Source organism: Bifidobacterium sp. LH_419 (assembly GCF_056356955.1).
Genome location: NZ_JBKEVG010000001.1, coordinates 104,007 through 117,092, shown reverse-complemented (window position 1 = coordinate 117,092; position 13,086 = coordinate 104,007). Strand labels below are relative to the sequence as shown.

At 65.0% G+C, this 13,086-nt stretch carries 17 protein-coding genes; 8 read left to right on the top strand and 9 right to left on the bottom strand.

Annotated features, from left to right (window positions below; genetic code table 11):
- Nucleotides 1-8 precede the first annotated feature (8 nt).
- Entirely contained in the window at nt 9-623 is a 615-nt protein-coding gene (locus AC1AYX_RS00595; protein WP_476501679.1) for an NAD(P)H-dependent oxidoreductase, read from the bottom strand.
- 205 nt (nt 624-828) lie between these two features.
- On the opposite strand from AC1AYX_RS00595, the gene AC1AYX_RS00590 reads away from it, so the two are divergent.
- The gene (locus AC1AYX_RS00590; RefSeq protein ID WP_476501678.1) at nt 829-1,113 is read left to right on the top strand and encodes a hypothetical protein; all 285 of its coding nucleotides are present in this window, start codon (nt 829-831) and stop codon (nt 1,111-1,113) included.
- A 69-nt stretch (nt 1,114-1,182) separates the two neighbouring features.
- On the opposite strand, the gene AC1AYX_RS00585 is transcribed toward AC1AYX_RS00590, so the two are convergent.
- The 3 genes from AC1AYX_RS00585 to AC1AYX_RS00575 all read right to left on the bottom strand — a co-directional run bounded on the left by AC1AYX_RS00585 (nt 1,183) and on the right by AC1AYX_RS00575 (nt 3,579).
- Nucleotides 1,183-2,043, bottom strand: a complete 861-nt coding sequence (locus AC1AYX_RS00585) for a deoxyribonuclease IV (RefSeq protein ID WP_476501677.1) — start codon at nt 2,041-2,043, stop codon at nt 1,183-1,185.
- Between the two features lie 75 nt (nt 2,044-2,118).
- Complete coding sequence (locus AC1AYX_RS00580; RefSeq protein ID WP_476501676.1) at nt 2,119-2,526, bottom strand: VOC family protein; 408 nt, start codon at nt 2,524-2,526, stop codon at nt 2,119-2,121.
- Nucleotides 2,527-2,580: 54 nt separating this feature from the next.
- On the bottom strand, nt 2,581-3,579 hold the full coding sequence (locus AC1AYX_RS00575) for a hypothetical protein (protein ID WP_476501675.1): 999 nt from the start codon (nt 3,577-3,579) through the stop codon (nt 2,581-2,583).
- A gap of 157 nt (nt 3,580-3,736) precedes the next feature.
- On the opposite strand from AC1AYX_RS00575, the gene AC1AYX_RS00570 reads away from it, so the two are divergent.
- On the top strand, nt 3,737-4,153 hold the full coding sequence (locus AC1AYX_RS00570) for a peptide deformylase (RefSeq protein ID WP_476501674.1): 417 nt from the start codon (nt 3,737-3,739) through the stop codon (nt 4,151-4,153).
- 143 nt (nt 4,154-4,296) lie between these two features.
- Nucleotides 4,297-5,256 (top strand): aldo/keto reductase, encoded by a 960-nt coding sequence (locus AC1AYX_RS00565; RefSeq protein WP_476501673.1) that lies wholly within the window; start codon nt 4,297-4,299, stop codon nt 5,254-5,256.
- Nucleotides 5,257-5,709: 453 nt separating this feature from the next.
- Here the strand turns inward: AC1AYX_RS00565 and AC1AYX_RS00560 are convergent, their stop codons facing one another.
- Nucleotides 5,710-6,471, bottom strand: coding sequence for a TetR/AcrR family transcriptional regulator (locus AC1AYX_RS00560; protein WP_476501672.1), 762 nt, complete (start codon nt 6,469-6,471; stop codon nt 5,710-5,712).
- 84 nt (nt 6,472-6,555) lie between these two features.
- Here AC1AYX_RS00560 and AC1AYX_RS00555 point away from each other — a divergent pair, with 84 nt between their 5' ends.
- The 3 genes from AC1AYX_RS00555 to AC1AYX_RS00545 all read left to right on the top strand — a co-directional run bounded on the left by AC1AYX_RS00555 (nt 6,556) and on the right by AC1AYX_RS00545 (nt 9,425).
- Nucleotides 6,556-7,254, top strand: coding sequence for an SOS response-associated peptidase (locus AC1AYX_RS00555; RefSeq protein ID WP_476501671.1), 699 nt, complete (start codon nt 6,556-6,558; stop codon nt 7,252-7,254).
- Nucleotides 7,255-7,377: 123 nt separating this feature from the next.
- Entirely contained in the window at nt 7,378-7,743 is a 366-nt protein-coding gene (locus AC1AYX_RS00550) for a YccF domain-containing protein (protein WP_476501670.1), read from the top strand.
- Between the two features lie 326 nt (nt 7,744-8,069).
- The gene (locus tag AC1AYX_RS00545; RefSeq protein ID WP_476501669.1) at nt 8,070-9,425 is read left to right on the top strand and encodes an MFS transporter; all 1,356 of its coding nucleotides are present in this window, start codon (nt 8,070-8,072) and stop codon (nt 9,423-9,425) included.
- Nucleotides 9,426-9,443: 18 nt separating this feature from the next.
- Here the strand turns inward: AC1AYX_RS00545 and AC1AYX_RS00540 are convergent, their stop codons facing one another.
- From AC1AYX_RS00540 to AC1AYX_RS00525, 4 genes are all read right to left on the bottom strand, one after another.
- Nucleotides 9,444-9,935: an N-acetyltransferase family protein gene (locus tag AC1AYX_RS00540; RefSeq protein ID WP_476501668.1), complete on the bottom strand. Its 492-nt coding sequence runs from the start codon at nt 9,933-9,935 to the stop codon at nt 9,444-9,446.
- A gap of 33 nt (nt 9,936-9,968) precedes the next feature.
- A complete protein-coding gene (locus tag AC1AYX_RS00535; protein WP_476501667.1) occupies nt 9,969-10,268 on the bottom strand; it encodes a DUF2316 family protein in 300 nt (99 codons plus the stop codon).
- Nucleotides 10,269-10,398: 130 nt separating this feature from the next.
- A complete protein-coding gene (locus AC1AYX_RS00530; protein ID WP_476501666.1) occupies nt 10,399-10,740 on the bottom strand; it encodes a hypothetical protein in 342 nt (113 codons plus the stop codon).
- 4 nt (nt 10,741-10,744) lie between these two features.
- A complete protein-coding gene (locus AC1AYX_RS00525; RefSeq protein WP_476501665.1) occupies nt 10,745-10,975 on the bottom strand; it encodes a hypothetical protein in 231 nt (76 codons plus the stop codon).
- Between the two features lie 167 nt (nt 10,976-11,142).
- On the opposite strand from AC1AYX_RS00525, the gene AC1AYX_RS00520 reads away from it, so the two are divergent.
- Together AC1AYX_RS00520 and AC1AYX_RS00515 are read left to right on the top strand one after the other, a co-directional pair.
- Nucleotides 11,143-11,850, top strand: coding sequence for a response regulator (locus tag AC1AYX_RS00520; protein WP_476501664.1), 708 nt, complete (start codon nt 11,143-11,145; stop codon nt 11,848-11,850).
- Complete coding sequence (locus AC1AYX_RS00515; protein ID WP_476501663.1) at nt 11,826-13,034, top strand: histidine kinase; 1,209 nt, start codon at nt 11,826-11,828, stop codon at nt 13,032-13,034. The genes AC1AYX_RS00520 and AC1AYX_RS00515 overlap by 25 nt, the downstream gene beginning before the upstream one ends.
- Nucleotides 13,035-13,086 lie beyond the last annotated feature (52 nt).

Genomic DNA, 13,086 nt, shown 5'->3' with positions numbered 1-13,086 from the left:
GAGACGTCTCAGGCGAGCGAGGCGCCGAGCTCCCTGATCCCGTCGAGCTGCTTGGCCGCGGCTTCGCGCTTGGCGGGGTCGTCGTCGCCCATCGAGAGGTTATCGACGTAGACGATCTCGACGTCCTTCACGCCGCAGTACTTCATGAACGTCTGGCGGCGGATCTGGTTGTCCAACGCCTCGCCGATCCCGTCGGACTCGTACCAGGATTCCGGGCCGCCGGTGAGCATGATGACGCGCACCGTCTTGCCGGCGAGCGCGCCGGGCGTGCCGTCGGCGTTGTAGGCGAATCCGCGGCAGATGACGCGGTCGAAGAGGCCTTTGATCATGGCGGGCATGGTGTACCAGTAGATGGGGAAGACGAGTGTGATCACGTCGGCTTGGGCGAGTCGGGTCTGGATGGCGGCGACGTCTTCGGGCGTGTCGGCTTTGCCGAGGTAGTGGGCGCGGTCGGCGCTGGTGTAGACGGGGTTGAATCCGGTGTCGTACAGGTCGAGGATGCGGGTTTCGCCGCCGTGTGCGCGGAATCCTTCGGCGAAGGCTTTGCCGGCGGCGTTGGTGAGGCTGTGGTGTTCGGGGTTGGATGTGATGATGAGTGCAGTGCGTGTGGTGGTTGTGTTCATGGTTCCATTGTCCCGCCATGCCGGACTGGATGGGGCGGGCGGCGTGGCCGTCGGTTGACTTCTTGTGGGGCGGTCGTGTAGCATGCGGGTGTTGGATAGTAGTTCCCACGGCTATGGAAGCCGTTTCGAAGCATTGGTTGTCGCCGTCATTGTTCCGTCTGCTGGGGGTTCCGGCGACTGTTTGTTTGTCCAGGAGAGTGTTCGTATGAGATTCATCGCTGTCGATTCGACGTTCGATCATGATTCGCGTGCGACGGATGTTCCGGAGGGCGTGCGCGTCCGGATCACCCGGCTGACGCCGCATCTTGATTATGATGTGGCCGTCACGGTGCCGGAGGGCATGCTTCCGTCGCGTAGGGAGACCACGCCGGGTGCGTTGATCGTGGGCGGGGCGATGGTGCATCATCGTTCGTTCCGTGAGCTTGGTGAGGCGGAGCGTTGGGCCCGGGAGTTCACCGACGGTCTGCGGGATGTGGCGGCGGTCGGATGATATCGTGGCCGGCTGGCGGCGTGCGTCGCTGTTGTCGTGCCGCGCCGTCGGCCGGCTCTCCCCCGCTTGTCAGTTCTCCCGCAGTCCGCGCAGCAGGGCGATCTCCTCGCGGTGCGTGTCGGGTGTGGTCTCCTTGGTTTCGAGAATCATCGGCAGCGTGTTCATGCGCGGGTCGTTGACGAGGCGGGTGAAGAACGGCAGTCCGAGCTTGCCGTCGCCGATGTTGGCGTGCCGGTCCTTGTGGGAGGCGAGGCCGTATATGGAGTCGTTCGCGTGGATGGCTTTGACCTTGTCGAGTCCGATGACGTCGTCCAGTCGGCGGATCACGCCGTCGTAGTCGTCGACGAGGTCGTAGCCGGCGTCGAACACGTGGCAGGTGTCGAATGTGACGCCTATGCGCGTGGGGTCGTCGAGCCGGTCGATGATGGAGGAGAGTTCCTCGAAGCTGCGTCCGCATTCGGTGCCTTTGCCGGCCATGGTCTCCAACAGGATCGTGATGCCCGTGCCGTCCGCCTGTTCGGACACGCGGTCGAGGGCTTCGGCGATCAGCCGGCATCCGGTTTCCGCGCCCTGTCCCACGTGGGAGCCGGGGTGGATGTTGAGGTAGGTCTCCTGTCCGGTTTCGCGGATGGGCGCGAGCAGGCGCATGTCCTCGGCGAGCGCGTCGATGGCGAACACCCGTTTGGCCGGGTCCTTGCCGGCGAGGTTGTACACGTAGGGCGCGTGGACGACGAGCGGCCCGTAGTGTTCCGCGGCCAGTCGCGCGCCGAACGCGGCCGCCCCGTCCGGGTCGAGGGCCTTCGACCGTCTGCAGTATGGGGAGCGTGGGAAGAACGCGAACGTGGTGCCGTGCTCCGCGTGTGAGCGTTCGATGAGCTTGTCCCATCCGCCCGCGGTGGACAGGTGCGATCCGATGAGCAGTCCCGTCATGATGTCGCCTTTCGTGTGGTGTTGCGTGTGGCCGTCTTGCTGTCGGGCGGGTTTCGTCCCGCTTGTCCCCGGGTGTCATCGATCTTCGCCGTACCAGCCGGACCAGTCGGTGACGGCTTCGATGTTGTTGCCGTCCGGGTCGAGGACGAACGCGGAATAGTATCCGGGATGGTAGGGGCGCGGGCCGGGGGCGCCGTTGTCGCGGCCTCCGGCGGCGAGCGCCCGCGCGTGGAACGCGCACACGGCGGCCTTGTCGGGGGCGAGGAACGCGATGTGGGTGACCGGGCACGGCTGCCGCGCCGTGTCCGGTTCGTCGGCGGGCGACAGGTAGAAGTCGGAATGCGGGGTGCCGTCGTCGACGCCGAATCCGAGCGTGGGTTCGTGGTGGGCTTTGACGATGTAGCCGAGCGGGGCGAGCGCCTGCGTGTAGAAGGCGATGCTGCGGTCGATGTCGCGTACCTTGAGCGTCAGATGGTCGAGCATGCCTCCACTGTAGCGCGGGCGGCGTGGCGTGCGTTCCGTCCGCGCTCCCCCGGTTCAGCCGAGCCGGTATGCGGCGGCCGCGGAGCCCATCGCCAGGGATGCGGTCCTCGCGTGCTCCCGGCACTGGCGGTACGCCTGTTGGAGGGCTGCGACGACGGCGAGCGTGCGTTCCGCGTCGGTGTCGCCCGGCTGCGTGGCGATGGCGTCCAGTGCGCGCTGGCCGAGCGCCTGGAACCGGCTTTGCACGGGTTGCGGCCATTTCGCGTATCCGATCGCCGTGGGGAAGATGTCGGCGACGAGCCGGCGCGCATAGTCGGTTCTCGCCTCGTTGGGCAGTCCGGCGATGGTGGCGAAGACAAGCACCCAGTCGCGGTGCAGGGATTCGCAGACCCGTCCGATCGTCGGCAGGTCGGCGGCCTGCTGCGCGCGGAGTTCCTTGACGGTCCCGTCCGCCGTGGCGAGCTCCTGCGACGATGCGGATGCAGCCGGTTGCGCCGTCGGGTCCGCGGCCCGCTTGCCGGGAGCGGGCTTGCCGTCCGCGGCGGATCTGAGTTTCAGCGTCTCGCAGGCGCAGGCCGCCTCGTCGCGCATCGTGGGCCATTGGTCTTCGGGAACCGGCTTGTACGTGAAGTCGAGCGCCTCGCACACCGGTTCGGCGATCTGGAGGAACCGGGTGCGGGTGATGCGTCCCTTGCGGCCGCTCGTCCATCGAATCGAGGTCGCGGCCCAGATGATGCTGGGACTGTTCGGGCAGGGCGCGACCATGAGCGGCTCCCCGTCGGCCTTGGGCATGGTGGCGCGGTCGCGGTCGGTGAACAGGGTGACCAGTCGGATGTCGCGTCGTTTCGCCTTGCGGCGTTTGCGCGTGTCCTTGTCCTGCGTCCGGCTGTGCAGGCCCCAGGAGCCGATCTCGAACGCGGCCTTCCGGTCGGGGAAGTACATGTCGAGCTCCTGGCCGTCCAACTGATCCGTATCCCCCTGAACGATCGTCTCGTCGGGCATCAGCCACGCGAAATACGAGTGGAACAACGCCTCCTCATAGGAAACCGGCATGCGGGACCAGCCTTTCGGATCTGTGGGACATCATCGGGACTCTCCGAACATGATAGCCGCGGTCACGCCGTCCCGCTTCCCGCCGCGCAACGCGGCATGTACCCGGGAAGCCGATACAATCGGAGCGTTCACCACGGGCGAGAAGAAGGGAAGCATCATGGAACGGGCGATCATGACCTCCGAGGCGTTCCTGCGGCAACCGTCCGACGAGGCGACGGAGGACGACCTGCCGGTGGCGGCCGACCTCATGGACACGTTGGCCGCGCACGCGGACTCGTGCGTCGGCATGGCCGCGAACATGATCGGCGTCGCCAAGCGGATCATCGTGTTCCATGACGAGACGACCGGCCGGAACATGATGATGCTCAACCCGGTCATCGTCGAGAAGTCCGGCCGATACGAGACCGAGGAGGGGTGCCTGTCCCTCAAGGGCGTGCGGCGGGCGGTCCGCTACGAGCGCATCACCGTCACGTACCGCACGCGACGCTGGCGCGAGGCGACCGCGACGTTCGACGGATTCACCGCCGAAATCATCCAGCACGAGATCGACCACTGCGACGGCATCCTCATCTGACGGCATGTGCCGGGAACGGGCAACCGGCCATGGATTATGCCTATAGCGTCCGCCGCATGGCCGCATCATGTCGGCGACATAATGATGAGGAACGCCGGCGGCGAAGGGACCGCGGCGACGACACGAAAAGGATGGTCTGGACCATGACGGACAAACGCGTGAAAGTGGGGAACAGCGACCTGGACGTGTTCCCGCTCGTGCTGGGCGGCAACACGTTCGGCTGGACGAGCAACGAAACGACCAGCCGCAGGGTGCTCGACGAATACGTGGAGGCCGGAGGCAACTTCATCGACACGGCCGACGTGTACTCGGCGTGGGCGCCGGGCAACGCGGGCGGCGAATCCGAGATCATCCTCGGACGTTGGCTCGCCGTGCGCGGCAACCGCGACAAGGTGGTCATCGCCACGAAGGTCAGCGAGCACCCGCAGTACCAGGGCCTCTCGCACGACAACGTAATCGCCGCGGCCAACGAGTCGCTGCTGCGCCTCGGCGTCGACGAGATCGACCTGTACTACGCGCACTTCGACGATAAGACGACGCCGCTCGAGGAGACGGCGGCCGCATTCGACGAGCTCGTCAAGGCGGGCAAGATCCGCGCGATCGGCCTGTCCAACTACACGGCGGACCGCATCGGGGAATGGCTCCGCATCGCGCGCGAACACGGCTACGCGCTGCCGGTCGCGCTGGAACCGCACTACAACCTCGTCACGCGCGGCGACTACGAACGCACGCTCGCACCCCTCGCCGCACAAGAGAACCTCGCCGTGTTCCCCTACTTCTCGCTGGCCGCCGGGTTCCTCACCGGCAAATACCGTTCCGCAGCGGACGCGGAGGGCAAGGAACGCCAGGGCATGGTCGCCGGCTATCTCACCGCCGAAGGCTTCGCGCTGATCGACGCGTTGGACGAGGTCGCCAAAGCCCACGGCGTGGCGATCGCCACGGTCGCGCTCGCCTGGCTGCGCCACCGCCCGCAGGTCACCGGCCCGATCGCCTCGGCGCGTACGCCCGAACAGCTGCCCGCGCTCCTCGCCTCCGTGGACCTCGACCTTGCGGCCGATGAGATCGCCGCGCTCGACAAGGCGTCCGAACCGTTCACGAAGTGATGTCGCCAAAATCCCGACCTCACGATGAGGCGGGACGACTACCAGGTACCGCCAAGGCGGGTCGCCTTCCGAACATCGCATGACGAATGCGGCCGGAAGACGACCCGCCTTTCTCATTCCGGGCATCGAAAAAGCGGGGCCGACACATCGGTGGGACGCAACGAAGCGTCCCACCGAACGTCCATGCGTTTGAGTCGGCATGGCTCTTCCCCACTCCGAGTATTCATATGAAAGCATATTTCTTATGAATGGCAAGGCTGTTTTCTTCCATATGTATGCGTCTTTCATATGGAAGAAAACAGTCTTCGGCAAACACTTCGAACTAGCCGGGAAAACGGCTGTATTCCGCCGTTTTAATTCATAATGTAGTCACTATCATTTGAATATTCGGCACGGAAACGCGCGCTTGCCGACAGCCATTCGGTCCGAATGGCAGCGAACCGCGAAGGCGGGTCAGTGCGACAGTGTCTCCATCGCCTCGGAGACGACGTCGACGAGCACGTCGACGACATCCGCGTCGCCGGTGCCATCGTCGCATCGCCGCGACCATTCCAGCAGGGATTCGATGATGCAGTCGATGATGAGCGAGACGGACAGGCGCACGGGGAAAGCGACGCGCGCGCCGCCGCCGGCAACGGCGTCGTCGCTCCCCCACAGCGCCGCGACGGCGTCCGCCCACTGCGGTATGCGCGCGTACAACGCGACGCGCAGTCCCTCGTCGGAACGCACGATGCGCAGCCGGCGCGCCAGTTCCTCCAACTGTGAAGGTTCGAGTCCGCCGAGCACCTGCGGTACCATACGCCGGACGAACCCGATCGGGGATCCGCCCTTCCGTTCCTTGATCTCCCGACGCAGGTCGGCGAACGGCTCGCCGTCCGTCGGGAATCCTAGGACGAGATCCTCCTTGGACGGGAAATACCGGAACAGGGTGATCGCGGACATGCCCGCCTCGTCGGCGATGCGCTGCGTGGTGACCTTGTCGTAGCCGTATTCGTCGAACAGGCGCAACGCGGTCTCGCGGATCGTCGCGCGCGTGGCGATCTTCTTGCGCCGCTGCCAGCGGGCGCGTGCCACGGTCGCCTTCACCGAGACGCCGCGGCGGCTCGTCCGGTCCTTCTCGTCCTCCACGTCGAACAGGGTGGGCGCGTCCGACGATGCGACTGCGGACTTCCGACGCGGCATCGCGCCGTCGTTCTTCCTCGCGTCAACGGACATGGCTTCCTCCTCGTATCCCGCGCATCTCCCATCGGACATCACCATGGTACCCGCGAACGGATGGACGCGCGTAGACTGAACCGCATGTGCAGAAGGTTCGCGCTTGACCTGGATTGGGATGCGGTCGCCCGGTGGCTCGACGTCGGCAGCGACGACATCAGACGCGACCGGCTGCCGCGACCCTCGTACAACATCGCGCCCACACGGGCCATCGGCGTCGTCGCGCAGGGACGCGACGCGCGCCGGCACCTGACCGGCGCGTACTGGACGCTCGTACCCCGGTGGAGCCGGAGCAAAACGCTCCCCTACCCCACGTACAACGCGCGCGTCGAATCCATCCACGCCAAACCCACGTTCGCCGAATCGACGCGTTCCATGCGCTGCGTCATCCCCGCGAGCGGCTACTACGAGTGGAAGGGCAAACGCCCGTTCTACTTCCATGCGGACGGCGACGAGCCGTTGGCGATGGCCGGACTGTACTCGTGGTGGCGCGCCTCCGACGCCTCGCCGTGGCGGCTGACCGCCACGATCGTCACCTGCCCCGCCGTGGACGGGCCGGCGAGCGTGCACGACCGCATGCCGCTGCTCGTGCCGGACGACATGACCGCGGCATGGCTGGACCGCACGATCGACGGCGCGCGTCTGACCGGCACGTTGCGGGAGCGGGGGACGGAACTGTCGTGCCGGCTGCGGTTCCATGAGGTCGCGCCGTTGCCGGCGGACGGCGACGGCCGGCGTCTCATCGCGCCGGTCGAACACGTCGAACCGATCCGGCTGTTCTGAACGCCGGATGGAGAGCCGTTCAGGGAGGAATCAGGGAATCCCCCGATGGCAGGCGGCGCCGCGCGATGGGACAATGGGATGATCGCGGCACATGGAATCCATACGTGAAGGAGTGAAGAGAACATGAGGCTGATCGGCAATATCCTGTGGCTGGTGCTCGGCGGGCTCGCCATCGCGTTCGGATGGGCGGTGATCGGTCTGGCACTGTGCATCACGATCGTCGGCATCCCGTTGGGACTCCAGGCGTTCAAGATGGCCGGGCTCACGCTCACCCCGTTCGGCAAAACCGTGCGCTACGGCGGCGGATTCGGCTCCACGCTCGCCAACATCGTCTGGGTGGTGCTCGCCGGAATCTGGATGGCGATCGGCTACGTGATCGCCGGGCTCGCCAACTGCGTGACCATCATCGGCATCCCGTTCGGCATCCAATCGTTCAAGATGGCCAAGCTCGCCCTCTGGCCGTTCGGCGCGCAGATCCAGGACCTGTGACCCATCCGTCCGCCCCGCCTCGGCGGGGCGCGGCATGACCGTCGACTATCATGGATGGAAAATCGGAACATTAGTCGAGCCAAAGGAGCCTCGCATGTACGTCGTTCTGGAATCCTTCGCATACAGCTGAGAACCGGGTCCCCACCCGCCTTCCACATCACGGTGTCACGACCGGCGACCATACGGCCGTGACGCGTCTTTATGCGAACTTTCCGAACGCCGTCCATGAACGGTGCGCAGCATCCACCACACAGTCCGTCGATCGTCACCGGTGACGAGTGGCGGACCGCGCACCGATCATGGCGCATCATGAAACGAGGCCCATCATGAACGCCGACGACCACCCGAACCCGATCCACACGCAATCCCCCGATTCCCCTCCCAACGCGACCACTGGAGCCGTACCCGCGACCGAAACGTCGCAACGCACCCGCCCGCTCTGGCGGCTCCCCGCATACCGCCGCTGGTTCGCCGCCGACACCGCCGACGTGGTCGCCGTCAGCCTGCGCACGTTCGTCATACCCTTGCTCGGACTCGCCCTGTCCGGCTCGCCGTTCGTCGCCGGCCTGCTCGTCACCATCGAATCGGCGATCGGGCTGACGCTCATGTCCGTCGGCGGGGCGCTCGCCGACCGTCACGACCGGCGACGGCTGATGATCATGCTCGGCCTGATCGGCACCGCCCTGTCCGCCGCGGTGACGGTCATGCTCGCCACCGGGACTATGCGCGCGACGACGTTCGCCGTGGCGGTCGTCCTGTTCGCGGTGGTGAACGGACTGCTCGGACCGTCGAACGACGCGATGCTCAAATCCCTGGTGCCGATGGACCGGTTCGCGAAGGCGCAGGCCATCCGCGAGGCGCGCGAGTCATGCGTCGAACTGTCCGGAGGCGCGATCGGCGGGCTCCTGTATCGAATCGCCGGATGGATGCCGTTCCTTGCCTCCGCACTGCTGTACCTGACATCCGTGTTCGCCTCGCTGGCGTTGCCGGAACGAAACGGCGACGGAACCGACGGGGCCGACATCCCTTCCTCTCCGGACGTCGACAAGCCGTCGTTCCTCTCCCAGTTCGTCGACGGCTGGCAGTGGACGCTGACCCGCAGGACCGTGCTCGCGGCGATCGCGCAGGGCGCGGTCATGAACGTCGCCTGCTACGGAAGCATCATCGGCGTGCAGATCATGCTGGCGGAACGCGGCACGGACGCGGCGCTCATCGGACTCGTCGGCACCGCCACCGGAGTCGCCGCGCTGATTGGCTCGTTCGCCGCCGGATGGCTGGTCGAGCATGTGCCGACCGGCCGGCTCATCATCCTCACGTTCGCCGTGTTCACGGCGGCTATGCTGCCGCTCGTGTTCACCGACTCGTATGCCGCGGCGGTCACGTGCATGGCCGTGGCATCGGTGCTGTTCCCGGCGTTGAACGCGGGCGAGCTCGGGTTCATCTTCGGGCGCACGCCGGATGACATGCAGGGCAGGGTGTCCACCGTGTTCGAGACGACGGTCGGCGTGCCGGGCGCGTTGGCGCCCGCGTTGGTCGGATGGCTGCTGCAGACGCCGGGATTCGGTTTCCGCGCGGTCATGCTGCTCGTCGTCCTATGCGCCGCCACCGGACTGCTGCTCGCCTGCCTCACTCCGACGCGGCGTATCCCGTTGCCCGCGCTATGGGAGCAGGTCGAGTTGTAGTCGGAAGATCCGCCGCTTCTACCGGTAGTTGGCCATCTCGAGTTCGGGGCCCAGATCCTCGGTCTGGGTCAGTCCGGTCTCGTGGAAGCCGATGTGCCGGTAGAAGCCGCGCGCGTTGTCGTTGAATCTGAACACCCATAGCGCGAGACGGTCGTTGCCGACGGCCTGTTTGCCGGCTTCGACCAGCATGCGTCCGACACCATGTCGATGCCAGGATTCCAGCACGTACAGCGAAGCCAGTTCCGCCGCGTCAGGACGGTCGATCGGCGGCCGGGGTGTGCGCAGCAGCTCCGCGAACCCGATTACATGACCGTCCGCGAGCGCCACCAGCGTGGCCTGTCCGGGGTCTTCGGCGTGGGCTTGGGTGAGTTTCAGCGCGAACTGCGGGGTGATGGCGTCCACGATGTCCTGCGGGATGCGCCCTTGGTTGAGTTCGCGCCATGTGCGGGACTGCACCTGCGCCTTCTCCTTGAACCATCGTGGTTCGATCGGCGTTATGCGGATTGTCATCGGTTCCCTTCGTCGCGTTGGTTGTGTTTCGTGTCAGTCGAGCAGGTTCGCGTCGATGATCCGGTCGTCGAGGAACCAGTAGTCGTGCGGGTCGCCGCGCAGGGCGGTGAACGGCACCGGGCGGATGCCGGCGGCCGAGGCCTTGTCGAGTAGGTAGCGGCGTACGATCCACGGATATTCCAGCACGCCTGACTCGAGGTCGATGATGCGTCGGACGGTTTCGCCGTCGACTCCGAAATCGACGCCGATCCCGTCGACGGTCAAGCCGAGCAAAGCTATGTTCTCGCGGAATTCGCGGATGGTCGCCTCACGCTGTGCGGTGGTCAATGACATATCGTGCTCCCCCTTTGCTGATGCCACAATGCCGACTGCATAGAGTCTACCGCCGTGGATGTGGTTCGCCCATCGGAGAATCGCATGGGACCATTCGATATGAGACCGGTATCAGGAACGTCTGCCGGCCTCACCGCCCACGCCGCCAGCCGGTCGCCGCGGCGACGCCGGACACGGCCTGCACACAGAACAGGCCCGTGAGGAAGAGTGGGACGACGGGCCGGTAGGTGTGGTAGAAGTCGACCACGTCCAGCTGCGCGTATGGCGCCGCGATGGCATACGTCGCGTAGGCGAGCAATGCGACGAACGCCGAACCGGCCAGCAGCGCGACCACCGCCACGCGCAATCGACGGCGCTCGCCCTCTATCCTAATCATGGCCCGGAACGCGATGACGATGCATATAGCGACCAGCAGATAGCACAGCAATCCGTATGCGGGCAGCATGTCGATGATGGTGAATACCGATCCCATTGCGTCACCTCGTATCCGGAGTTTCTGGACCGTCTTGCGATCCCGCATTGTTCAAAGCGAAAAACAGCGCAATGACGAGCAACGTCACTCCAACGGCGCGACAAAGCAATCTGATGGCATCTTCCGATACCGCGAATGCGAGAGCCTGCAGCGTTATGGATGCGAACAGCAGTATGACGACCGGCCGTCCGGCATTGCGTCCATGCGCCGACCTGTTATCTGTGGGCTTCTTCATGGCGATCACCTCTCTTCTTCGAGCCGTTGTCCATAGTGATCCGGCTATTACTATTACACACCGCTGCGCATCGCCTCCGCAACGTCACGTCAAGCGACCGCATGACATCATCGATGCCGCCGTTTCGCGCCGGAAGGCCATAGTCTGGCGGCGGTACAGTGGACGTCATGGGACTTGGGAACGAGCCGGACACGACAGGTGCGACGGGCACGATTCGCATCGGCGTATTGGACAACGATCCGTTCGCGTTGGACGCGATGTGCGCGATGATCTCGGCCATGTCAAGGGATTTCCGCATTATGTGGGCCACCGGGTCGCCCGCCGTGGCGATCGAGCACTGTCACAACACACGTACCAGACCGGATGTGCTTGTGCTGGATATGGCGTTGGGCGGCGTCACCGGCGCGGACGTGTGCCGGCGCATCCGACGCAGAACGAGCGAAGTGGGCGTCATCTGTGTCACCTCGTATTCGACGGACGTCTACCGGGATGAAGCGATTGCGGCCGGCGCGCAGGGATTGTTCGCCAAAGAACGGCTCAAAACCGACATCACCGAAGCGATACGGCAGGCGGCTCATGGCTCGCCGACCGCCGCACAGGCCGCGACCGGGTTCCGGGACGCGACGTCGGCTCACACGATGCTGTCCGACACGGTGCCGGCGCGGATGTCCGAGGACATGAAGGATTCGCTGTCCGCCCGCGAGAAGGACATCCTGCGCCTGTACGCGAAACGGCTCACCACCGACGAGATCGCGCAACGACTCGGCATCGCCAAAGGCAGCGTATTCACGTACGTGCATCGCGCGGCCGGCAAGCTCGGCGTGACCAGCCGCAAGGAGGTGCTTGAGGCATGCGCCCGATACGATCTGCTATAGACCGGATTGCCGGACGAATTGGTCCGGGCAACGACCATCCGGTCATCTCGGCGACATGTGTGCTGCTGACTGCGGCCCTCATCGCGGAATACATGGCCCGGGCCACGACAGATGCTTCCTCAACGACGAGCGTGCAGCATCTTGTATTGGTTCTGGCGATGCTCGCTGGTCTGATCGGCGGCATGTTCCGCCCGCAATGGTTTCTCTGGGCGGCGCTTGTGGCCGGGGAGATGCTCATGCTGGCGATGCCGATGATCACACCACTTGCCATCATCATCACCTGCACCGGGTTCCTCGCCTATCTGGACACATGGTCGGGTGCAATTGCCACCGGAATGCTGCTCATCTCCACCACGTTCGGCGTCGAACCCGGAAGTGGCCGTCAGCTGGTGGCTACGCTGCAAAACCTCGCGTTCTACTGCTTCCCACTACTGACCGGTCTGTTGCTGCACATGATGCGACAGCGTGACCACGACTCATATCTGCTGCGCCGCCAGCAGGAACGCGAGGACACGGCCCGCGACCTGCACGACACCATCAGCAATGACCTCGCCTACCTCATCCTGCGCATCGACCACGCCGAAACCAATGGCATGCCCAACAGCGAACACGAATACCGGCAACAGCTCCGGGAACTACGCGACGCGGCCAATCGCGCCATGACCCATACGCATGAGGTCATCGAATCACTCGAGGAACGTGAATCGCAGCACCTACAGTCGGGAGTGTCGGAAGCGCGAGACGGAACACCAACACCGCTTCCGGCCGACGATTCCGTCACCGTACAACAAGGAGAACTGCAATCCCTGATCGACGGCGAGGAGACGAAACTCGAATCGCTCGGATTCACCGGCGACAACCTGCTCGGCGAACTCCGTCACCCGCTCTCCCCCGACATGATGCGACTGCTCACGGGATTGCTGACCGAACTGTACGCGAACATCGCCAGGCATGCCGACCCGGTCGAGTGGTATGCGGTCTCCATCAGCTTCGATATGAACGACGGAATCCGCATCTCAGTCAGCGACACCACCGCCGAACATGACGAGAAACTTGGAATGGGCAGCGGACTCGACCGCTACCGCACCATCATCGAAACGGCCGGCGGCACTTTCGAAACACACGCACAAGCCGGGCACTGGCAACTGGATGCCGCCATACCAGATACAACACAAGAAACATGACCGGCAGCCGCCGAGAATCAGACAGAGACCAGCTCGCCGTGGGTCAGCTTAT

What these genes read in the sequence shown, in the direction of transcription:
- AC1AYX_RS00595 (WP_476501679.1), bottom strand. Translation starts at nt 623, where the DNA reads ATGAACACAACCACCACACGCACTGCACTCATCATCACATCCAACCCC.
- AC1AYX_RS00590 (WP_476501678.1), top strand. Translation starts at nt 829, where the DNA reads ATGAGATTCATCGCTGTCGATTCGACGTTCGATCATGATTCGCGTGCG.
- AC1AYX_RS00585 (WP_476501677.1), bottom strand. Translation starts at nt 2,043, where the DNA reads ATGACGGGACTGCTCATCGGATCGCACCTGTCCACCGCGGGCGGATGG.
- AC1AYX_RS00580 (WP_476501676.1), bottom strand. Translation starts at nt 2,526, where the DNA reads ATGCTCGACCATCTGACGCTCAAGGTACGCGACATCGACCGCAGCATC.
- AC1AYX_RS00575 (WP_476501675.1), bottom strand. Translation starts at nt 3,579, where the DNA reads ATGCCGGTTTCCTATGAGGAGGCGTTGTTCCACTCGTATTTCGCGTGG.
- AC1AYX_RS00570 (WP_476501674.1), top strand. Translation starts at nt 3,737, where the DNA reads ATGGAACGGGCGATCATGACCTCCGAGGCGTTCCTGCGGCAACCGTCC.
- AC1AYX_RS00565 (WP_476501673.1), top strand. Translation starts at nt 4,297, where the DNA reads ATGACGGACAAACGCGTGAAAGTGGGGAACAGCGACCTGGACGTGTTC.
- AC1AYX_RS00560 (WP_476501672.1), bottom strand. Translation starts at nt 6,471, where the DNA reads ATGTCCGTTGACGCGAGGAAGAACGACGGCGCGATGCCGCGTCGGAAG.
- AC1AYX_RS00555 (WP_476501671.1), top strand. Translation starts at nt 6,556, where the DNA reads ATGTGCAGAAGGTTCGCGCTTGACCTGGATTGGGATGCGGTCGCCCGG.
- AC1AYX_RS00550 (WP_476501670.1), top strand. Translation starts at nt 7,378, where the DNA reads ATGAGGCTGATCGGCAATATCCTGTGGCTGGTGCTCGGCGGGCTCGCC.
- AC1AYX_RS00545 (WP_476501669.1), top strand. Translation starts at nt 8,070, where the DNA reads ATGAACGCCGACGACCACCCGAACCCGATCCACACGCAATCCCCCGAT.
- AC1AYX_RS00540 (WP_476501668.1), bottom strand. Translation starts at nt 9,935, where the DNA reads ATGACAATCCGCATAACGCCGATCGAACCACGATGGTTCAAGGAGAAG.
- AC1AYX_RS00535 (WP_476501667.1), bottom strand. Translation starts at nt 10,268, where the DNA reads ATGTCATTGACCACCGCACAGCGTGAGGCGACCATCCGCGAATTCCGC.
- AC1AYX_RS00530 (WP_476501666.1), bottom strand. Translation starts at nt 10,740, where the DNA reads ATGGGATCGGTATTCACCATCATCGACATGCTGCCCGCATACGGATTG.
- AC1AYX_RS00525 (WP_476501665.1), bottom strand. Translation starts at nt 10,975, where the DNA reads ATGAAGAAGCCCACAGATAACAGGTCGGCGCATGGACGCAATGCCGGA.
- AC1AYX_RS00520 (WP_476501664.1), top strand. Translation starts at nt 11,143, where the DNA reads ATGGGACTTGGGAACGAGCCGGACACGACAGGTGCGACGGGCACGATT.
- AC1AYX_RS00515 (WP_476501663.1), top strand. Translation starts at nt 11,826, where the DNA reads ATGCGCCCGATACGATCTGCTATAGACCGGATTGCCGGACGAATTGGT.